General features: G+C 64.3%; 17 protein-coding genes. 7 read left to right on the plus strand and 10 right to left on the minus strand.

Annotated elements, in window-relative coordinates:
* Window positions 1-85 precede the first annotated feature (85 nt).
* The 3 genes from EBS11_RS01185 to EBS11_RS01195 form a co-directional block, all read right to left on the minus strand.
* Window positions 86-1,696 carry an FMN-binding glutamate synthase family protein gene (locus EBS11_RS01185; RefSeq protein ID WP_290599870.1) on the minus strand — a complete coding sequence of 537 codons (1,611 nt, stop codon included), beginning with the start codon at window positions 1,694-1,696 and terminating at the stop codon, window positions 86-88.
* A gap of 105 nt (window positions 1,697-1,801) precedes the next feature.
* Window positions 1,802-2,812, minus strand: coding sequence for a M48 family metallopeptidase (locus EBS11_RS01190; protein ID WP_290599872.1), 1,011 nt, complete (start codon window positions 2,810-2,812; stop codon window positions 1,802-1,804).
* A gap of 1 nt (window position 2,813) precedes the next feature.
* The gene (locus tag EBS11_RS01195; RefSeq protein ID WP_290599873.1) at window positions 2,814-3,866 is read right to left on the minus strand and encodes a YjgN family protein; all 1,053 of its coding nucleotides are present in this window, start codon (window positions 3,864-3,866) and stop codon (window positions 2,814-2,816) included.
* Between the two features lie 166 nt (window positions 3,867-4,032).
* Here EBS11_RS01195 and EBS11_RS01200 point away from each other — a divergent pair, with 166 nt between their 5' ends.
* The 3 genes from EBS11_RS01200 to EBS11_RS01210 all read left to right on the plus strand — a co-directional run bounded on the left by EBS11_RS01200 (window position 4,033) and on the right by EBS11_RS01210 (window position 6,161).
* Window positions 4,033-4,704, plus strand: a complete 672-nt coding sequence (locus EBS11_RS01200; protein ID WP_290599874.1) for a glutathione S-transferase — start codon at window positions 4,033-4,035, stop codon at window positions 4,702-4,704.
* 229 nt (window positions 4,705-4,933) lie between these two features.
* Window positions 4,934-5,707, plus strand: a complete 774-nt coding sequence (locus EBS11_RS01205; RefSeq protein ID WP_290599875.1) for a 5'-3' exonuclease H3TH domain-containing protein — start codon at window positions 4,934-4,936, stop codon at window positions 5,705-5,707.
* Between the two features lie 46 nt (window positions 5,708-5,753).
* Window positions 5,754-6,161, plus strand: a complete 408-nt coding sequence (locus EBS11_RS01210; RefSeq protein ID WP_092803097.1) for a response regulator — start codon at window positions 5,754-5,756, stop codon at window positions 6,159-6,161.
* Here EBS11_RS01210 and mnmA read toward each other — a convergent pair.
* Together mnmA and EBS11_RS01220 are read right to left on the minus strand one after the other, a co-directional pair.
* Window positions 6,158-7,279 carry a tRNA 2-thiouridine(34) synthase MnmA gene (gene mnmA / locus EBS11_RS01215; RefSeq protein ID WP_290599876.1) on the minus strand — a complete coding sequence of 374 codons (1,122 nt, stop codon included), beginning with the start codon at window positions 7,277-7,279 and terminating at the stop codon, window positions 6,158-6,160. The two genes, EBS11_RS01210 and mnmA, sit on opposite strands and share 4 nt — an antisense overlap.
* A 41-nt stretch (window positions 7,280-7,320) precedes the next feature.
* Window positions 7,321-7,800: an NUDIX hydrolase gene (locus tag EBS11_RS01220; protein WP_131373314.1), complete on the minus strand. Its 480-nt coding sequence runs from the start codon at window positions 7,798-7,800 to the stop codon at window positions 7,321-7,323.
* A 412-nt stretch (window positions 7,801-8,212) separates the two neighbouring features.
* Between EBS11_RS01220 and EBS11_RS01225 the strand changes: the two genes are divergently transcribed.
* Genes EBS11_RS01225 through EBS11_RS01235 form a run of 3 tightly spaced genes read left to right on the plus strand, consistent with a single transcriptional unit; the run spans window position 8,213 to window position 11,127 of the window.
* On the plus strand, window positions 8,213-9,325 hold the full coding sequence (locus EBS11_RS01225) for a Re/Si-specific NAD(P)(+) transhydrogenase subunit alpha (RefSeq protein WP_290599878.1): 1,113 nt from the start codon (window positions 8,213-8,215) through the stop codon (window positions 9,323-9,325).
* A 24-nt stretch (window positions 9,326-9,349) separates the two neighbouring features.
* Complete coding sequence (locus EBS11_RS01230) at window positions 9,350-9,664, plus strand: NAD(P) transhydrogenase subunit alpha (protein ID WP_071321726.1); 315 nt, start codon at window positions 9,350-9,352, stop codon at window positions 9,662-9,664.
* Between the two features lie 8 nt (window positions 9,665-9,672).
* Window positions 9,673-11,127, plus strand: a complete 1,455-nt coding sequence (locus EBS11_RS01235) for an NAD(P)(+) transhydrogenase (Re/Si-specific) subunit beta (RefSeq protein WP_290600105.1) — start codon at window positions 9,673-9,675, stop codon at window positions 11,125-11,127.
* Between the two features lie 51 nt (window positions 11,128-11,178).
* Here the strand turns inward: EBS11_RS01235 and EBS11_RS01240 are convergent, their stop codons facing one another.
* The 5 genes from EBS11_RS01240 to EBS11_RS01260 all read right to left on the minus strand — a co-directional run bounded on the left by EBS11_RS01240 (window position 11,179) and on the right by EBS11_RS01260 (window position 16,549).
* Window positions 11,179-12,111 (minus strand): sensor domain-containing diguanylate cyclase, encoded by a 933-nt coding sequence (locus tag EBS11_RS01240; RefSeq protein ID WP_290599882.1) that lies wholly within the window; start codon window positions 12,109-12,111, stop codon window positions 11,179-11,181.
* Window positions 12,112-12,225: 114 nt separating this feature from the next.
* Window positions 12,226-13,368 (minus strand): UbiH/UbiF/VisC/COQ6 family ubiquinone biosynthesis hydroxylase, encoded by a 1,143-nt coding sequence (locus EBS11_RS01245; RefSeq protein ID WP_290599883.1) that lies wholly within the window; start codon window positions 13,366-13,368, stop codon window positions 12,226-12,228.
* A 9-nt stretch (window positions 13,369-13,377) separates the two neighbouring features.
* Complete coding sequence (locus EBS11_RS01250) at window positions 13,378-14,700, minus strand: aminopeptidase P N-terminal domain-containing protein (protein ID WP_290600107.1); 1,323 nt, start codon at window positions 14,698-14,700, stop codon at window positions 13,378-13,380.
* The gene (gene murU / locus EBS11_RS01255; protein WP_290599884.1) at window positions 14,700-15,419 is read right to left on the minus strand and encodes an N-acetylmuramate alpha-1-phosphate uridylyltransferase MurU; all 720 of its coding nucleotides are present in this window, start codon (window positions 15,417-15,419) and stop codon (window positions 14,700-14,702) included. Before murU ends, EBS11_RS01250 begins: the two co-directional genes overlap by 1 nt.
* A gap of 62 nt (window positions 15,420-15,481) precedes the next feature.
* Window positions 15,482-16,549, minus strand: a complete 1,068-nt coding sequence (locus EBS11_RS01260; RefSeq protein ID WP_290599885.1) for a phosphotransferase — start codon at window positions 16,547-16,549, stop codon at window positions 15,482-15,484.
* 99 nt (window positions 16,550-16,648) lie between these two features.
* On the opposite strand from EBS11_RS01260, the gene EBS11_RS01265 reads away from it, so the two are divergent.
* Window positions 16,649-18,898, plus strand: coding sequence for an LPS-assembly protein LptD (locus EBS11_RS01265; RefSeq protein ID WP_290599886.1), 2,250 nt, complete (start codon window positions 16,649-16,651; stop codon window positions 18,896-18,898).
* Window positions 18,899-18,930 lie beyond the last annotated feature (32 nt).

Raw genomic sequence — 18,930 nt, forward strand, 5'->3', positions numbered from 1 at the left:
TTTGTGCTTATTTTGGTATTGTATTGGATTTGGATAATTGCGCAAGTGGTTATTAAGTGGTATTGCTCCACCGGCGCAACGCTTGCTAATCCAGGCGCTTGAACGATGCCGATTGCGCCTTCGGCCAGTACAGGCCGAACACGGGCGGCAGCTGCGGCAGCTGGCTCGGGTCGAGCAGCTGGCCCGCTTCCAGGAAGGGCAGCAGGGCGGAAGCCAGTTTCACCTGGTTCGGCGAAATGCGCCGCACCAGGTGGTGCGGACGCAGCTCCTGCGGGTGTTCCAGGCCGGCGGCGGCGATCAGTTCGGCCAGCGCCTTCATGGTGTTCTGGTGGAAGTGCGCCACGCGGGCGATCTTGTCGTCCACCACCAGGGCGCGCTGGCGCTGCGGGTCCTGCGTGGCCACGCCCGTGGGGCAGCGGTCCGTGTGGCAGCTTTGCGACTGGATGCAGCCGAGGGCGAACATGAAGCCGCGCGCCGAGTTGCACCAGTCGGCGCCCAGCGCCAGCAGGCGGGCGATGTCGAAGGCCGTGATGATCTTGCCCGAGCAGCCGATCTTGATCCGGTCGCGCAGGTTGGCGCCTACGAGGGTGTTATGCACCAGCACCAGCGCTTCCTGCAGCGGCGTGCCCACGTGGTCCGTGAATTCCACGGGCGCGGCACCCGTGCCGCCTTCGCTGCCGTCGACGACGATGAAGTCGGGCGTGATGCCCGTTTCCAGCATGGCTTTCACGATGGCGAAGAATTCCCACGGGTGGCCGATGGCCAGCTTGAAGCCCGTCGGCTTGCCGCCCGAGAGCGTGCGCAGGCGGTCGATAAAGTGCAGCATTTCCAGCGGCGTGGAAAAGGCGCTGTGCGCCGCCGGCGAGACGCAATCCTCGCCCACCATCACGCCGCGCGTGGTGGCGATCTCGATGGTCACTTTCGGGCCGGGCAGCACGCCGCCGTGGCCCGGCTTGGCGCCCTGCGACATCTTCAGCTCGATCATCTTGACCTGCTCGGAGCTGGCGTTGGCGACGAAGCGCTCTTCGGAGAACGTGCCGTCCTGGTTGCGGCAGCCGAAATAGCCCGAGCCGATTTCCCATACCAGGTCGCCGCCGTTTTCGCGGTGGTAGGGGCTGATGCTGCCTTCGCCCGTGTCGTGCATGAAGCCGCCGCTGCGCGCGCCGCCGTTCAGGGCCAGGATGGCGTTGGCCGACAGGGCGCCAAAGCTCATCGCCGAGATGTTGAAGACGCTGGCGGAATACGGTTTGGCGCGCGGGCAGTCTGGGTGGTTGCCGATCTCGATGCGGAAGTCGTGGCCCGTCACCTTGGCGGGGGCGATGGAGTGGTTGATCCATTCGTAGCCGGCCTGGTACATGTCGAGCTGGGTGCCGAACGGGCGCTTGTCCGTCTGCTCCTTGGCGCGCTGGTAGACGATGCTGCGCTGGCTGCGCGAAAACGGCGTCGCTTCCGTGTCACTTTCCAGGAAATACTGGCGGATTTCGGGGCGGATGCTCTCGAAAAAGAAGCGGAAATGGGCAAGGATGGGATAGTTGCGGCGCAGGGCGCGCTTCGTCTGCAGCATGTCGCTGATGCCCAGCAGGGTCAGCGCGCCGGCCAGCAGGGGCAGCCAGTAGTGATCGTAGTAGAACAGGGACAGGACAAAGATGGCGGCCGTCGCAATGAAGGTCAGGTAGCGAAATGGTACTAGGTGCATGGGCACTCCGGTGAAGTCAGACTGATAACTGATGAGTCTACCTTCGATTCACGGATCGTGCTGGCTGGAAAGAACGCGGCGCCCGCTGGACGCCGCGTGCGGTGCCTAGTGCTGTGCGGCGCGGATGCGCGCGATGCGTTCCGCGCTGGCCGGATGGCTAGACAGGTAGGGCGTGCCGTCGCCCAGCTTGCCCAGGGCGACGAACACCTGCGCCAGGTGCTCCAGCGCAATGCCGTTCTGGCGCAGCATGGCGATGGCATAGTCGTCCGCCTCGCGCTCGACGTCGCGCGAGTACTTCAGGTCCAGCAGCAGCGGCGGCAGGGTGGCCACCACGGTCGACACGTCGCCGAACAGCAGCGCCGCGCCGGCACCCACGGCCGAGGTCTGGATCAGGCGCCGCGTCAGGTGGCGCTGCTGCAAATGGCCCAGTTCGTGCGCCAGCACGCCCATGATGGCGTCGTCGTCCGGCATCAGCGCCACCATTTCATCGGTCAGCACGATGTCGCCGGACGGCAGGGCAAACGCGTTCGGGCCGATCTTGCTCTTGCGGAAAATGATGCGGTGCTCGGGCACGCTGTCGCCGGGCGTGGCCAGGCGCGCGAAACGGGGGCGCAAGGCTTGCTGGCGGGCCGCATCGAGTTGACTTGGCGCAAACACGTGGCCATCGAGGAAGTCGAGCACACCCTGGCCCAGCTGGCGCTCGACGGACTGGGGAACGGCATATGCCACGCCCTTCGCCACCACGGGCAGCAGGTATTGATAGCTGAGCCACAGGGCCAGCACGGTGGCGGCCGTGGCCAGCAGGGCACCGCGCCAGCTTTGCTGCAGGCGCACGACCCAGCCGTCACGGTGGCCCGTGTCGTGCAGCAGGGCGTTGAAGGCGGCCTGGTCGGCGATTTCCAGGTAGGCGCCATCGGGAAAGCTGACCTTGCGCACGGCGTGGCTGCTGCGTTCGGACACGTGCAGCTGGCCCAGGGGGCAGCTGCGCGCGATGTCGCCCGCCAGCACGGCCACGCCATCGCGCACGCTCAGGGTGACGTGGTACAGGCGCGAACTCTGGCCGTCGAAATAGCGGGCGGCCAGTGCCGGCGTGGCGTCAGGGCGGTCGCTCGGCATCTTACAGCGACAGGTCGAAGTCCAGCAGGTCGACCACGCCTTCGCCGGTGGCCGATACCTGCTCTCCGGTGGCGGCCACAAAGGCGTCCAGGCTGCCGTGTACCTGCATGGACGTCGCTTCCAGGCGGTATTTCAGCCAGCGCACGTGGGCGAACGGCGTAAACAGGCCCAGGGTGACGACGATGCCGATCAGGTTGGTCAGCATGACGAAGGTGGTGCGGCCCCACGTCAGCTGCGAGGCGAACTGGTGCTGCTGCAGGCGCGTATGGTTCCAGATCAGGTTCTGGATCATGGTGAGGAACAGCGGCAGGACGATGAAGGTCCACGCATACAGGGCGGCCACGGCGCCAAAGATGCTGCCGGCCTTGGTGGCGTCGTTGGCATGGGTGGCAAACGTGGCGAAGACGCTGGCGAAGACGACAAAGATCAGCGCCAGGAAACCGGCCAGCAGCAGGGCGAAGAACAGCAGATAGGTCTTGTAGAAGCTGCCGACGCTGGCGTCGAAGCTGAAGTTGCTGGTGCCGAAGCGGCTGTGCGTGTGCTGGAAGCGCTTCAGGCGCTGGTGCAGGAATGGCGTCATCAGGCCACCCGTGAAGGTATTCAGGATGGGCAGCCACAGGAAATACTTATAGGCTTCCCTGGCGCTGCCGTCGAAGCCGAAGCGGATGCCCCGGTAGCTGGTGTTGTACAGCTTGAATTGCAGGCTTTTCCAGATCAGCCATGGCAGCACGGCCATCATCAGCACGAGCATGATCAGGCCGATGATGGGCGAGACCTGGAAGGCGATGTTGTAGCCGCCGATCAGCACCACGGCCGCAATGCGCCCCTTCAGGATGGCGATGGCATTGCCATGGTATTCGAAGCTGCTGCCAGCGAGGTGGGTGCTGGAATAGAAATAGCGGTTGCGGCGCACCTTGGCCCAGGCCGAGTAGATGCCCAGGGTGATGATGCTCAGCAGCAGGTTGACGATCCAGATACGGAAGTATTCGCTGCCGGTGGCGCTGAAGGTGATGGCTTCGCGCCGGGAGCTGTTGTTGTTGACATCGACATCCACGGGGGAAATTCCTTACTTGTTGGAAACAAAACAAGATAAGGGATTACAGAAAAGTTATCAATTGAAACTATTGTTTTTCGCAATTTTTTCACGCTTCCACGTGTGCCGCCGCAATCGCGCCGCCCCGGCTATACTGGAACTCAACCATTGCTAAACGGGAACCGCCATGATCGTCGTCCACCATCTGAACAATTCGCGCTCGCAGCGCGTGCTCTGGCTGCTCGAGGAGCTGGGCCTGGAATACGAGGTCAAGCGCTACCAGCGCGACCCGAAAACCATGCTGGCGCCCGCCTCGCTGAAGGCCGTGCACCCGCTGGGCAAGTCGCCCGTGATCACGGACGGCGCCAATACGATCGCGGAATCGGGCGCCATCATCGACTACCTGGTCGAGCGCTACGGCAACGGCCGCCTGGTGCCGGCGGCGGGTACGCCGGAAAAATTGCGCTGGACCTACTGGCTGCACTTCGCGGAAGGCTCGGCCATGCCGCCATTGCTGCTGAAACTGGTGTTTGACAAGGTCGAATCGTCGCCGATGCCGTTCTTCGTGAAGCCGATCGCGCGCGGCATCGCCGGCAAGGTGAAAAGCAGCTTCATCATGCCGAATATCAACAGCCAGCTGGCCTATATGGAAGCGGAACTGGAACAAACCAAATGGTTTGCCGGCAACGAGTTCACGGCGGCCGACATCCAGATGAGCTTTCCGCTGGAAGCGGCCGCCTCGCGCGGCGGCCTCGACGCGCGCCTGCCGAAGCTGACGGCCTTCCTGCAGCGCATCCACGCGCGCCCGGCCTACCAGCGGGCGTTGGAACGGGGCGGGCCCTACGATTTCGCCAAGTGAGAACGCCTGACCAAACCTACTGCGCGTCGTGACTTGCGGCCTGCGATGCTCACCGGCTCGGCGCCCCCGTACAGAGTACGGGTGCGGTTCTTAGCCACAATTCACTTCCGCTCGCTACGGTTTTGTTAGGCGTTGTTGCGCCGCGTAAAACCTGCCAAGCGGAATTCGCTGGGAATAGTGCTTGCCCCATACGGTAAAATGCCCGATTCAACCAGCATCCACACACCGCATGGCCAGACTCCTCGCTATCGACGGCTTGAATATCGTACGCCGCGTCTACGAAGCCAGTCCTGAACCCGATTCCGACCTGAAGGCGGAGATCGCGCTGCGCCACGCGCTGTCGTCGTTCCGCACGCTCATCAACGACCACGAGCCGACGCACATCCTGCCCGCCTTCGACTTTGGCGGCCCCACCTGGCGCCATGCCCTGTATGCGGGCTACCGCGAGGGGCGCCAGCCCATGCCGCAGGTGCTGCGCGACGCCTTGCCCGGCTTTTACGCCACCCTGGCCAGCATCGGCATGCATGTGGTGAGCATACCCGAGGTGGAAGCGGACGACGTGATCGGCACGGCCGTCATGCGCTGGCTGCACGAGGGGCGCGGCGCGGCCGTCATCGCCACCACCGACAAGGATCTGCACGGCCTGATCGCCCATGGCGCGCTCGTCTGGGACCATTTCAAGGGCGTCTGGCACGACCATGCCTGGGTCGAGAAAAAGTTCGGCGTGCCGCCGGAACTGCTGCCCGACTTGCTGGCGCTGATGGGCGACGTCACGGACAGCATCCCCGGCGTGTCGAAGATCGGCCTGAAGACGGGGGCAAAACTGTTGCGCGCCTACGGCAATATCGACGCCGTGATGGCTGGCGCGGGTATTTTGCCCGGCGCGCTGGGGGAAAGCCTGCGAAAAGAGCGGGAAATACTGTATCTTTCAAGAAAGTTGGTGGAGCTCAAGACCGACGTGACCCTGGGCGTCACCTGGAACAAGCTGGTCTGGGAGAAGTGACACCTGGCGCAAGACAAGAACAATCAAGCAAGGGAAGTAAATCATGATGTTAAAGGCAGTCCTGATCGATAGCAGCGCCGTGGCGCGCGGCCTGCTGAACACGGTCCTGACCGATGGCGGCTACGATGTCTGCGGCCAGACGCATACTAGCGCGCTGGGGCTGGCGCTGCTGGTCAAGCACCGGCCGCATTTCGTGTGTATCGCGCGCGAGCAGGTGGAAGATGGCACGAACGTGGTGCAAACCATCCGCGAGCAGTATCCGAAGACGTTGATCTTCATGATCTCGGGCGGTATCGACGCCGCCTCGCTGCAGGCGGCGCACGCCATGGGCGTCTCGGGCTTCATCGTGAAACCCTTCATGGCCGACACGGTGCTGAAAACCGTGCGCAACACGGTCATCGCTATGGTGCGCAAGCAGCAGGCCCTGGCCGCTGCCGCGCAGGGCAACTCCTAGACGCCGCTCAGGCCTGTGGCGCTGGCGATGATGCCGCCGCCCAGGCAGACGTCGCCGTCGTACAGCACGGCCGACTGGCCCGGCGTGACGGCCCATTGCGCCTGGTCGAACGCCAGGCTGAAGTGTTCATTCCCGTCCGGCAGCAGCTGGCAGGCCACGTCGGCCTGGCGGTAGCGCGTCTTGGCGCTCAGGGCGCCCGCCTGCGGCGCCACGCCCGCGATCCAGCTGGCCTGGTCGGCCGTCAAGGATTGCGACAGCAGCCACGGATGGTCGTGGCCCTGCACCACGTACAGGGTGTTGTTGGCGATATCCTTGCGCGCCACGTACCAGGCATCGCTGCTGCCGTCCGCGTTCTGGTAGGACTTCACGCCGCCGATGCCGATGCCCTTGCGCTGGCCCAGGGTATAGAAACTCAGTCCCACGTGCTCGCCCACGGTCTTGCCGTCGGCCGTCTTCATGGGGCCCGGCTTGTAGGACAGGTAACGGTTCAGGAATTCGCGGAACGGACGCTCGCCGATGAAGCAGATGCCCGTCGAATCCTTTTTCTGCGCGTTCGGCAGGGCCAGCTTTTCGGCGATCTGGCGCACTTGCGTCTTCGGAATTTCACCGAGCGGGAACAGGGTCTTGGACAGCTGCGCCTGGTTCAAGCGGTGCAGGAAGTAGCTTTGGTCCTTGCTGGCGTCGACGGCTTTGAGCAGCTCGAAGCGGCCCGCATCCGTCGGCGCCTGGCGCACGCGCGCATAGTGGCCCGTGGCGATCAGGTCGGCGCCCAGGGTCATGGCGTGGTCGAGGAAGGCCTTGAACTTGATTTCGGCGTTGCACAGCACGTCCGGGTTGGGCGTGCGGCCGGCCTGGTATTCGCGCAGGAAATCGGCGAAGACGCGGTCCTTGTATTCGGAGGCGAAATTGACGGCTTCGATGTCGACGCCGATGACGTCGGCCACGCTGGCCGCGTCGATCCAGTCCTGGCGCGTGGAGCAGTATTCCGAGTCGTCGTCGTCTTCCCAGTTTTTCATGAACAGGCCGATGACTTCATAGCCCTGTTCCTTCAGCATCCATGCCGCGACCGAGGAATCGACCCCGCCCGACATGCCGATAACGACTTTCTTCTTGCTCATCTTGCTTTCCAGTTACTTTAATAATATGGCAATGCGTGTTGCTATGCGCTGTTAAAAACGGACGCATGCGTGTGCAGCAGGGCCAGCGGCGCGCGCCGGCCGGCCAGGTATTCGTCCACGCACTGCAGCACCAGGGGGCTGCGGTGGCGTTCCTGGCACGCCGCCAGCTCGTCGCGCGTCATCCACAGGGTGCGCAGGATGCCTTCGTCCAGCGGGCGGTCATGCTCGGCGCCGGCCGTGCCGCAAAAGGTGAAGCGCAGATAGGTCACGTCCTCGCCCGTGCGCAGCGACTGGTAGCGCGACATGTACATGCCCACCAGTGCCGTGGGAATGAAATCGTAGGCCGCTTCTTCCAGCGTTTCGCGGATCACCGCCTGTTCCAGCGACTCGAACGGGTCGAGATGGCCGGCCGGTTGATTGATCTTGATGCCTTCGCTGGTCTCTTCTTCAATCAGTAAAAACAGGCCATCGCGTTCGACGATGGCAGCAACGGTGACAGAGGGTTTCCAGATTCGCGGCATGATTCCATCCTTGAAAGAGCCGACATTTTATCTTGTTCTGCGCGCGCGGTTTGAACGCGGCGTTCTGTTGCGCGGACATATTGATAAATGACAACGTTTTAGCAAATAGCGGTGGGAGGTACTTACGTCTTTCCCGGGGCGCGCACTAGCATGGGGGCTGCGGCGGCAAGATGGCAGGAAGCGCCCGCTAATATAGGCTTTCCCCGTGGTCAAAACAAGCGCGCACGTTTCCTGCTGTGTGGTGAAATTGACACACCTTTCCCACAATATGATCGCGATACCGCATGGCGGAACGGGGAATGGTATTACAAAGAAATTAGTGTCGTACAACTAAAAGTTGCTGGTTCACAAACGTTTAACGCGCTGCTTTCCGTGTTAGATTCTAGTCAGTTTATCAATTAGCGGAGGCATCATGAGGATAGGCATACCGGCCGAATCGCGGCCCGGTGAGACCCGGGTGGCAGCGACGCCCGAGACAGTCAAGAAACTGGCAGCCAAGCATCAGGTCATCGTGCAGGCGGGGGCGGGCGTGCAGGCGTCGATCCCCGACGACGCGTATGCCGCCGCCGGCGCCCAGATCGGCACGGCCGCCGAAGCCTACGGCTGCGCCATCGTGCTGAAGGTGCGCGCGCCCGATGCGCAGGAACGGGCCCTGATGGCCAGCGGCACGGTATTGATCGGCATGCTGAACCCGTTCGACGGGGAGAATATCGCCGCCATGGCTGGCGCCGGGCTGTCCGCCTTCGCCCTGGAAGCCGTGCCGCGCATCACGCGCGCGCAGTCGATGGACGTGCTGTCGTCGCAGGCGAACATCGCCGGCTACAAGGCCGTGCTGGTGGCGGCCAATACCTACCAGCGCTTCATGCCCATGCTGATGACGGCGGCCGGCACCGTGAAGGCGGCCCGCGTGCTGATCATGGGCGTCGGCGTGGCCGGACTGCAGGCGATCGCCACGGCCAAGCGCCTGGGCGCCGTCATCGAGGCGTCCGACGTGCGCCCGCCCGTCAAGGAGCAGGTGGAGTCCCTGGGCGCCAAGTTCCTCGACGTGCCTTTCCTCACCGACGAGGAAAAGGAGATCGCCAAGGGCTCGGGCGGCTATGCGCGGGCCATGCCGGCCGACTGGATGCGCCGCCAGGCGGAACTGGTGCATGAACGGGCCAAACTGGCCGACATCATCATCACCACCGCCCTGATTCCCGGCCGCGCCGCGCCCGTGCTGATTTCCGAGGAAACGGTGAAAGCCATGAAGCCCGGCTCCGTCATCGTCGACCTTGCCGTGGAGCAGGGCGGCAACTGCCCCCTGTCCGAGCTGGGCAAGACGGTGGTGAAGCACGGCGTCTACATCGTGGGCGAGCCGAACCTGGCGACCCTGGTGGCGGCCGACGCGTCGGCCCTGTATGCGCGCAACGTGCTGGACTTCTTAAAGCTCATCATCGACAAGGACGACCAACTGCTGATCGACCGCGAAGATGAAATCATCAAGGCCAGCCTGGTCTGCGCGGACAGCGCGATCTTACGTCAATAATGTAGCGCCGGAGAGCACAACATCATGGAAATCAGTCACACCATCACCAACCTGATCATCTTCGTGCTGGCCATCTATGTCGGCTACCACGTCGTCTGGACCGTCACGCCGGCGCTGCACACGCCGCTGATGGCCGTCACGAATGCCATTTCCGCCATCATCATCGTCGGCGCCATGCTGGCGGCCGGCCTGACGGATGGCCCGCTGGCGCAGGCCGCCGGCACCCTGGCCGTGGCCCTGGCCGCCGTCAACGTGTTCGGCGGCTTCCTCGTCACGCAGCGCATGCTCGAGATGTTCCGTAAAAAAGAACCGAAGGCCAAGCAAGGAGCGAAAGAATGAGTCATGCCATGAGTTTCGTCACCATGAACCTGGTGACGATGATGTACCTGATAGCCTCCGTATGCTTCATCCAGGCCCTGAAAGGCCTGTCGTCGCCCTCGACGGCGCGCCGCGGCAATGCCTTCGGCATGAGCGGCATGGCCATTGCCGCCGTCACCACCGTGGCGCTGATCCTGAAACTGAAGGAACAGCAGACGGGCGGCATGGGCTTGAGCCTCGTCATCATCGGCATCGTCACGGGCGGCGCCATCGGCGCCTACCTGGCGAAGACCGTGGAAATGACGAAGATGCCGGAACTGGTGGCCGCCATGCACTCGCTGATCGGCCTGGCGGCCGTGTGCATCGCCGTGGCGGCCGTGTCGGAGCCGTGGGCCTTCAACATCGCCGAGCATGGCCAGGCGCTGCCCATCGGCAACCGCTTCGAGCTGTTCATCGGCACCTTTGTCGGCGCCATCACGTTTTCCGGGTCGGTGATCGCCTTCGGCAAGCTGTCGGGCAAGTACAAGTTCCGCCTGTTCCAGGGCGCGCCCGTCAGCTTCAAGGGCCAGCATCTGCTCAACCTCGTGCTGGCGCTGGTGATGGTGGGCCTGGGCCTGGCGTTCTGCTTCGCCGATGGCGTGCAGCCCGCGTGGACGCCGTTCATCATCATGGCCCTCATCGCCTTCGCGCTGGGCGTGCTGATCATCATCCCCATCGGCGGCGCCGACATGCCGGTGGTGGTCTCCATGCTCAACAGTTACTCGGGCTGGGCGGCGGCCGGCATCGGCTTTTCGCTGAATAACTCGATGCTGATCATCGCCGGCTCCCTCGTGGGCTCGTCCGGCGCCATCCTGTCCTACATCATGTGCAAGGCCATGAACCGCTCCTTCTTCAACGTCATCCTGGGCGGCTTCGGCGGCGATGCGCCGGCCGCGGGCGCGGCGGGCGCGCAGGAGCAGCGTCCCGTGAAATCGGGGTCGGCCGACGATGCCGCCTTCATCATGGGCAATGCGGAAACCGTCATCATCGTGCCCGGCTACGGCCTGGCCGTGGCGCGCGCGCAGCACTCGCTCAAGGAACTGGTGGAAAAGCTCACGCACAAGGGCGTTACCGTCAAGTACGCGATCCACCCCGTGGCCGGGCGCATGCCGGGCCACATGAACGTGCTGCTGGCCGAAGCGGAAGTGCCGTACGACCAGGTCTTCGAGATGGAAGACATCAACGGCGAATTCGGCCAGACGGACGTGGTGCTGGTGCTGGGCGCGAACGACGTCGTCAACCCTGCCGCGAAGGACCCGAAATCGCCGATCGCCGGCATGCCGATCCTGGAAGCGTACAAAGCCAAGAGCATCATCGTCAACAAGCGCTCGATGGCCTCCGGCTACGCGGGCCTGGACAATGAGCTGTTCTACCAGCCGAACACGATGATGGTGTTTGGCGACGCGAAGAAGGTGATCGAGGATATGCTCAAGGCCGTCGAGTAAGGCAATGCCTTAGCCAACTGGAGACGGCCCGCCTTGTGCGGGCCGTTTTGTTCATGCTGCCGCCACCACCTTGTTGCGGCCCTGGTGCTTGGCTGCATACAGGGCCTTGTCCGCTTCCGACATGGCCGCGTCCAGCGTGGCGCCCTTGACGAGGGGCGCCAGGCCGATGCTGATGGTGACGTGCAGCGGCGTGCCGTCGGGCAGCACGGTGACGGCGGCCGCCACTGCCGCGCGGATGCGCTCGGCCACCTTGTAGGCCTGTTTCAGGGTCGCGTCGGGGAACAGCAGGCCGAATTCCTCGCCGCCCATGCGCGCCGCCACGTCCGTGACGCGGCCCGTGTCGCGCAGCACCTGCGCCACCGTGCGCAGCACGGCGTCGCCCACGGCATGGCCATAGCGGTCGTTGATTTTCTTGAAATGATCGAGGTCGGCCACGCCCACCGTCAGCGCCGCGCCGCTGCGCGCGGCGCGCGCCATCGCCTGCTCGGCCTGGGCTTCATAGGCGCGCCGGTTCGGCAGCGACGTCAGGGCATCGTACAGGGCCTGCTGTTCCAGCTGCGCCAGCAGGCTGGCGTTCTTCGCCGCCAGTTCGCGCCGCTCGCGCACGTCGAGCAGGAAGGCGCCGAAATAGCGCATGCCGTCGACCACGCCCAGGTCCAGCGCCTTCATCTCGATGGGGATCATCTGCGCGTTGCGGTGGCGGATGGCGAATTCGCGGATTTTCCCCAGCACGCTGGACTGGCGCGAACTGCGGATGTAGTTGATGACGTGGTTGTCGTGCTGGGCAGCGACGGCGTCGGGCAGCAGGCCGTTCAGCGTCTCGCCCAGCAATTCGCCGCTGGCGTAGCCTGACAGTGCCTGCATGGCGCCATTGATGTAGCGGATGCGGCACTGCTCGTCGATGATGATGACGGCGTCGAGGGCGTCTTCCAGCAGGCGGGAAAAGAGAACTTCGGGTAGTGCAGCGGGCAATGCATCTGTCATGGAACGGTCGCCAAAATCCAGGTGAGGCCCATTGTCGCATCCGCGGGCCGTTTATTCCATGCCGGATGACCCGCCTGTTTCTTTTTCGCCCGCGCCCCCGTCCCTGACGTGTCCTCAGCGGCGGCCGTACATCATCAGTTCCGCCAGGCCCTTGCGCGCCGGGTTGACGACGTCGAGCAAGCCCAGGGACAGGCCCAGCAAGCCTTGCGTGGGCGCGCTGCCCGTGAAGATGCGCGCCATGGTGTCGGTCACGCGCACGGTCAGCCCCCGGTCTGCCTGACGCAGGCCGGTATAGCGCGCCAGTCCCGCCGGGCTGCTGTCCTGCGCCAGCACGCGGGCCAGCACGGCGGCGTCGCGCAGGCCCAGGTTCAGGCCTTGTCCCGCCACCGGATGCAGCGTCTGCGCCGCATTGCCGATGGCGACCGTGCGCGCCGTGCCGCCTGCCTGCGCGTTCAGGCCCAGCGGATACGCCAGGCGCGGCGTCGTGTGGGTGAAGCGCCCTAGGCGGCTGCCGAAAGCGGCGTCCAGGCGCGCCAGGAAGGCCGCGTCGTCCAGCGCCAGCAACTGTTCCGCGCGCGTGGGCGGCACGCACCACACCAGCGCGTAGCCGTCGTCCTGCGGCAGCAGGGCCAGCGGCCCCTCGTCCGTGAAGCGCTCATAGGCGCGGTGGGCGATGGGGCTGCTCACGCGCACATGGGCGATGATGGCGCTCTGGCCATAGTCGCGGCTGACGGCGCGTTCCTGCTGCTGGCCGAACAGGCCGCCCTCGGCCTGCACCAGCAGGCCGGCGCGCAGGGTTGACGAGACGCCATCCTGCTCGATCGTCACGCTGACGCCATCGGCGTCTTCCGCGCTGGCCGTCACCAGCGCCGGGCGCACCGTGGCCACGCCCAGGCGCGCGCATGCGTCGGCCAGCACGCTGACGACGGCGCCGTAGCGGGCCACGTAGCCCAGGGCGTCGACGCCGTGTTCGCTGCGGTCCATCAGGCTGCGGCCGAAACGGCCGCGGCGCGAGACGTGGATGGCGTGGATCGGCGTCGCCTCGACGGGCCAGGCGCCCGCTTCCTCGAGGATCTGGCGGCTGCCGTAGGACAGCGCGATGGTGCGCGGATCGCGCCTGGCCTGCTCGATGGATTTGGCGTCGAGCAGGGCGATGCCGGCGGCGCGGCTGCCCCGCTGCACCAGCAGGGCGGCCAGCGCCATGCCGACGGGGCCGGCGCCGCAGATGGCGAGGTCGAAAGTGGACGGTGTATGCATGCGGCGGGCTTAATCCTGTGACATCAATTGTTCGATTTCAGCCACGCTTTTTGGCGCCGTGCTGAAGACTTCATGGCCTTGCGGCGTGACCAGCACGTCGTCCTCGATGCGGATGCCCGTATGCCAGAACTGCTCCGGCACGCCGGCGCCGGGGCGCACGTAGATGCCCGGCTCCACCGTCAGCACCATGCCCGCTTCAAGCGGACGCCAAGGCTTGCCGGGCGCGGTGGTGTCGCGGTAGGCGCCCACGTCGTGCACGTCCATGCCGAGCCAGTGGCTGGTGCCGTGCATGTAGAACGGCGCATAGCTCTTGTCGGCGATGACGTCCTGCACGCTGCCGCTTTTCTGGCGGTCCAGCAGGCCCAGGTCCAGCATGCCCTGCGCCAGCACCTGCACGGCCGCCTCGTGGATGGCGCTGTGGGGCAGGCCGGGACGCACCATGTCCAGCGCCGCCTGCTGCGCCGCCAGCACCAGTTCATACAGGTCCCGCTGCGGCGCGCTGAAACGGCCGTTGACAGGCCAGGTGCGCGTGATGTCCGAGGCATAGCCATCGAGTTCGCAGCCCGCGTCGATGAGCACCAGCTGGCCGTCCTGCAGGACGGCGTCGTTGGCGCTGTAGTGCAGGATGCAGGCGTTGCCGCCGCCGGCCACGATGGACGAGTAGGCGGGAAACTGCGCGCCGCTGCGGCGGAACTCGTACAGCAGTTCCGCTTCCAGCGCGTATTCGTGCAGGCCGGGCCGCGTGGCGCGCATGGCGCGCACGTGGGCCGCGCTGGAGATGGCGGCGGCGCGGCGCATCAGCTGCTGTTCCTGCGTATCCTTCAGCAGGCGCATGGCGTCGAGCATGCCGCTGATGTCATGCGCGATGGCGGGCGCCGTGACGCCGCTGCGGGCCTTTTGCCGCACATTGTGCCGCCAGAGCTTCACCTGCGCATCGAGGCTGCCGCCCAGCGCATAGTAGATGGCGGGGGAGTCGGCCAGCAGGCGCGTCATTTCCACGTCGAGTTCCTCGATGGGGAAGGCGCTGTCAAACCCGAAGGTGATGCGCGCCGCCTCGGGGCCGTGGCGGAAGCCGTCCCAGATTTCCCGTTCCGAGTTCTTGGCGCGGCAAAACAGGATGGCGCGCGCGGGCGCCGTGGCGCTGGCGGCCACGAGGGCCACGGCGCTGTCGGGTTCCGTAAAACCGCTCAGGTAATAGAAATAGCTGTCGTGGCGGTAGGGGTAGTCGCAATCGCTGTTGCGCGGCACTTCGGGTGCCGTGGCGAGGATGGCCACGCTGCCCGGCAGCATCTGCGCCAGCAGCGCCGCGCGCCGGGCCGCGTAGTTGGCCATCATGCCGCGCCGGCCTTGGCCGCGATGCCGTTGAGGGCGTCGAGCTGCTGCGGCGTGCCGACATTGGTCCATTCGCCAGGGTAGACTTCGCCGCCGATGCGGCCCTGGTCCGCGTACTGGCGCAGCAAATCGCCCAGTCTGGCGTGGCTGCCCGGCGCGATGCCGTCGAACATTTCAGGACGGTACACGCCGATATTGGCGAAGGTCCATTTCGTCTCGTCCGTGTTATTGATCGAGAACAAGGTCAGGCCGAAGTCGCCCTTGGGATGGAAATCCGGGTTGGGCACGAGGTAGGTCCAGGCGATGTCGCGCTGGTCGGCCGGATACGGCGTGCCCAGCACGTCCTTGTCGGCCAGCACGTCGAGTACTTGCTTGAAGTCAAAGTAGGGACAATAGATATCGCCGGAAATGGCCAGGAACGGTTCCTCGCCCAGCAGGTGGCGCGCCTGGGCGATGCCGCCCGCCGTTTCCAGCGGCGTGCTTTCCGGCGAATACGCGATGCGCGCGCCGTAGGCGCTGCCGTCGCCCAGGGTTTCCTCGATCAGGTGGCCCAGGTGCGAATGGTTGATGATGATGTCCGTGATGCCGGCGCGCACCAGGTTCAGCACGTGCCAGACGATCAGCGGGCGGCCGCGCACTTTCAGCAGCGGTTTGGGACAGGTATCGGTGAGCGGACGCATCCGTTCACCGCGGCCTGCGGCGAAGATCATGGCTTTCATGGGTAGTCGTTTTCAGTATCGGTAAGTCGGCTGCGCGGACAGGCCGCGCAGCGGGAAAATGTCTAGAATGTGTAGCCGACTTGCGGCGTCTTGTTTTCCAGGGCATCGAGCAAACGCACGAGCGGCTTGAGTTCCGTGTAGCGGTTGGCCGTCTTGCGCACGTAGTCGAGCACGGTCGGCAGGTCGCCCATGTACAAGTCCTTGCCGTCGCGGTAGTTCAGGCGCGCGAACAGGCCGAGGATTTTCAGGTGGCGCTGCAGGGCCGTGAATTCGAAATCGCGGTAGAAGGCGTCGATGTCGGGATTCACCGGCAAGCCCAGCTGCTTGGCGCGCTGCCAGTAGCGGATGACCCAGTCGAGCACCAGTTCCTCGTCCCACTGGATATACGCGTCGCGCAGCAGCGAGGCGATGTCGTAGGTGACGGGACCGAAGACGGCATCCTGGAAGTCGAGGATGCCGGGGTTGGGCAGCGAACCATCGTTGATGTGCATCAAATTGCGCGAATGGTAGTCGCGGTGCATGAACACTTGCTGTTGCGACAAGATATTTGCCGTGATGGCTTCGAAGACCTTGTCCAGCTGGGTTTGTTGTACATCCGTCAAGGTGGCGCCCAGGTGCTTGCCGATGAACCATTCCGGGAACAGATTCATTTCGCGCAGGATGAAGGCGCGGTCGAATTCGGGCAGCACGTCCGGTTGGCTGGCCAGCTGGATTTTCATCAACGATTCCAGCGCTTCGGCGTACAGCACGCTGGCATTGTCGTGGTTCAGGGCGTCCAGGTAGGTGGTCGTGCCCAGGTCGGAGAGCAGCAGGAAGCCGTTGTCCAGGTCTTGCGCGATGATTTCGGGCACGGACACGCCGGCCGCTTTCAGCAGGCCGGCCACCTTGACGAAGGCGGGCACGTTTTCGCGCTCGGGCGGCGCATCCATGGCGATCAGTGTAGTGCCTGGCAATGTAGTATTGTCAGGCAAGATGTCAAGACGATAATAGCGACGGAAGCTGGCATCGCTGGAAGCGGGGCGGGCGGAATCGGGTGCGACGAGGTTAAGCGAGGTCAACCAGGCTTTCAACAGGGTCAGGCGAGCGTCGGCGGTGACCGGCGCGGTGGAGGAATTGGAGGAGAATGACATTAAGCGGCCTGTGGAATCGGGTTGATGGTGCGTATTCCCATATAATAAGGGATTCAAATTAAAAAATCGCCTGTCAATGGTGCTTGCCCCTTCCAATTCATGAGCTGGTTTTCGGCCTCCCCCCCTTCGCAGCGCTGGGCTTTCGCCATCAGCGCGCTCGTCGCCGCCACGACGGTGCCCGTCCACGCCCAGAAGGCGCCACGTCCGGTCCATGTGGAAGACCCGGACGCGCCCACCGTCATGACGGCGGAAAGCATGAACGGCCGACCGGAAAGGGAGATCAATCTCGACAAGAATGTCGTGATCGAGCGCGGAAAAACCACAAAAATGACGGCCGATACAGCTTGTTACAAACAAGTTGAAGATCAGTTCGAGGCGGAAGGCCACATCAAGATGTGGCGCTTCGGCGATTACTACACGGGCGACGTGCTGAAGCTGAACATGGAGACGGGCAAGGGTTTCCTGCTCAATCCCACCTACCGCTTTGAAGTGGGCCATGGCCAGGGCAAGGCCGAGCGCGTCGACTTCATCAATCCCGACGAAGCCAATGTCATCGACGGCACGTACAGTACCTGCGAAGGCCCGAACCCCGACTGGTATCTGAAGTCGAGCACCCTGAACCTCGACACGGGCCGCGACGTGGGCACGGGTGGCAAGACCATCATCTATTTCAAGGACGTGCCTATCCTGGGCACGCCCGGCATCTCGTTTTCGCTGTCGGGCGCGCGCCGCTCGGGCTGGCTGGCGCCGACGCCAGGTTTTGCTTCGAAGAACGGCTTTGAGCTGACGGTACCGTACTACCTGAATATCGCGCCGAACCGCGACCTGACCCTGTTCCCGAAATACATCCAGCGGCGCGGCATCCAGCTGGGCGCCATCGGACGCTACATGGGCGAGACGGACGCCGGCCTGTACAGCGGTGAAACCTCGTTCGAATTCTTGCCTAACGACAAGCAGACCAAGACCAACCGCTACATGATCAAGTCCAAGCATGAGCAGGCGCTGGCCAAGGGCTGGACCTATGGCTGGGATGTGCGCGACGCATCGGACAATAATTACCCGAGTGATTTCTCGAAAAACGTGGCGTCGGCCACGGAGCGCCAGCTGCTGCGCGAACTGCGCACCGATTACCGCACCGAGGACTGGAGCCTGACGGCGCGCGTGCAGAACTACCAGGTGCTGCAGGACCCCGCCGCCGTCACGGACCCGTCCCTGTTCGTGACGCGCCCGTATGACCGTTTGCCATCGGTAAATTTCCACGCGGGCAAATACGACGTCTGGGGCGGCTTCGACTGGACCTTCGACGCGGAAGCGACGCGTTTCGTGCATCCGACCCTGGTGCAGGGTTCGCGCGTGGTGGCCGTGCCGCAGGTCAGTTTCCCCATCGTCCGCCCTGGCTACTTCATCACGCCCAAGCTGATGCTGAACGCCAGTGCGTACCAGCTGGATAACGATGCGACGACCAAGGCGCAGTTCCCGCATACCTCGCTGACGCGCGCCGTGCCGACCATCTCCGTCGACAGCGGCCTGGTATTCGAGCGCGACACGAACCTGTTTGGCGCCAAGGGCGGCACGCAGACCCTGGAGCCGCGCCTGTTCTACGTCTACACGCCGTACCGCGACCAGTCGCAATTCCCGAATTTCGATACGGCCGACGGCACCTTCAACCTGACGCAGATCTTCACGGAAAACCGCTTCGTCGGCAGCGACCGCATCGGTGATGCCAACCAGGTCACGGCGGCCGTCGTCTCGCGTTTCCTGCAGCCCGATGGCGCCGAGCGCATGCGCCTGACCTTCGGCCAGCGTTTCTATTTTGCCGACCAGCGCGTGCAGCTCAACTCGACCACGCCGGTCAACCAGTCGCGTTCGGACATCCTGCTGGCGGCGACGGGCCGCGTGTCGGAGACTTGGACCGTCGACAGCCTGGTGCAGTACAATCCCAGCGACCGCCAGCTGATGAGCTACAACTACGCGCTGCAATATCAGCCCGGTCCGAAGAAAGTATTGAATTTTAGCAACCGTTTTCAGCGTGGCAGCTTGCGCAACATGGAAGTGTCGACGCAATGGCCGCTGACGGACCGCCTGTATGGCGTGGGCCGCATCAGTTATTCCTTGCTGGACCGCCGCATGCTGGAAAGCCTGATCGGCCTGGAATACAAGGGCGACTGCTGGGTATTTCGTATGGGCGCCCAGCGTTTCGTGACGTCGGCCAACAATGCGTCGACGCCGATCTTCTTCCAGCTGGAACTGACGGGCCTGTCGAATGGCCTGGGCCTGGGGGCGAATGGGCTGGAAACATTTACCAAAACCATACCTGGCTATCAGGCACTGAGCCAGCCACTCCGTTAAGATGGTCACCGTCGCCGCCGCCGGACTCCCCG

This window comes from Janthinobacterium sp., from assembly GCF_009923995.1.
In the GTDB taxonomy this organism is placed as follows: domain Bacteria; phylum Pseudomonadota; class Gammaproteobacteria; order Burkholderiales; family Burkholderiaceae_D; genus Janthinobacterium.

Excerpts from the sequence above, each read along its gene's own strand:
- EBS11_RS01265 (WP_290599886.1), top strand. The coding sequence starts at position 16,649 with ATGAGCTGGTTTTCGGCCTCCCCCCCTTCGCAGCGCTGGGCTTTCGCC.
- EBS11_RS01190 (WP_290599872.1), bottom strand. The coding sequence starts at position 2,812 with ATGCCGAGCGACCGCCCTGACGCCACGCCGGCACTGGCCGCCCGCTAT.
- murU (WP_290599884.1), bottom strand. The coding sequence starts at position 15,419 with ATGAAAGCCATGATCTTCGCCGCAGGCCGCGGTGAACGGATGCGTCCG.
- EBS11_RS01185 (WP_290599870.1), bottom strand. The coding sequence starts at position 1,696 with ATGCACCTAGTACCATTTCGCTACCTGACCTTCATTGCGACGGCCGCC.
- EBS11_RS01210 (WP_092803097.1), top strand. The coding sequence starts at position 5,754 with ATGTTAAAGGCAGTCCTGATCGATAGCAGCGCCGTGGCGCGCGGCCTG.
- EBS11_RS01220 (WP_131373314.1), bottom strand. The coding sequence starts at position 7,800 with ATGCCGCGAATCTGGAAACCCTCTGTCACCGTTGCTGCCATCGTCGAA.
- EBS11_RS01245 (WP_290599883.1), bottom strand. The coding sequence starts at position 13,368 with ATGCATACACCGTCCACTTTCGACCTCGCCATCTGCGGCGCCGGCCCC.
- EBS11_RS01240 (WP_290599882.1), bottom strand. The coding sequence starts at position 12,111 with ATGACAGATGCATTGCCCGCTGCACTACCCGAAGTTCTCTTTTCCCGC.
- EBS11_RS01260 (WP_290599885.1), bottom strand. The coding sequence starts at position 16,549 with ATGTCATTCTCCTCCAATTCCTCCACCGCGCCGGTCACCGCCGACGCT.
- EBS11_RS01230 (WP_071321726.1), top strand. The coding sequence starts at position 9,350 with ATGGAAATCAGTCACACCATCACCAACCTGATCATCTTCGTGCTGGCC.
- mnmA (WP_290599876.1), bottom strand. The coding sequence starts at position 7,279 with ATGAGCAAGAAGAAAGTCGTTATCGGCATGTCGGGCGGGGTCGATTCC.
- EBS11_RS01250 (WP_290600107.1), bottom strand. The coding sequence starts at position 14,700 with ATGGCCAACTACGCGGCCCGGCGCGCGGCGCTGCTGGCGCAGATGCTG.
- EBS11_RS01205 (WP_290599875.1), top strand. The coding sequence starts at position 4,934 with ATGGCCAGACTCCTCGCTATCGACGGCTTGAATATCGTACGCCGCGTC.
- EBS11_RS01235 (WP_290600105.1), top strand. The coding sequence starts at position 9,673 with ATGAGTTTCGTCACCATGAACCTGGTGACGATGATGTACCTGATAGCC.
- EBS11_RS01200 (WP_290599874.1), top strand. The coding sequence starts at position 4,033 with ATGATCGTCGTCCACCATCTGAACAATTCGCGCTCGCAGCGCGTGCTC.
- EBS11_RS01225 (WP_290599878.1), top strand. The coding sequence starts at position 8,213 with ATGAGGATAGGCATACCGGCCGAATCGCGGCCCGGTGAGACCCGGGTG.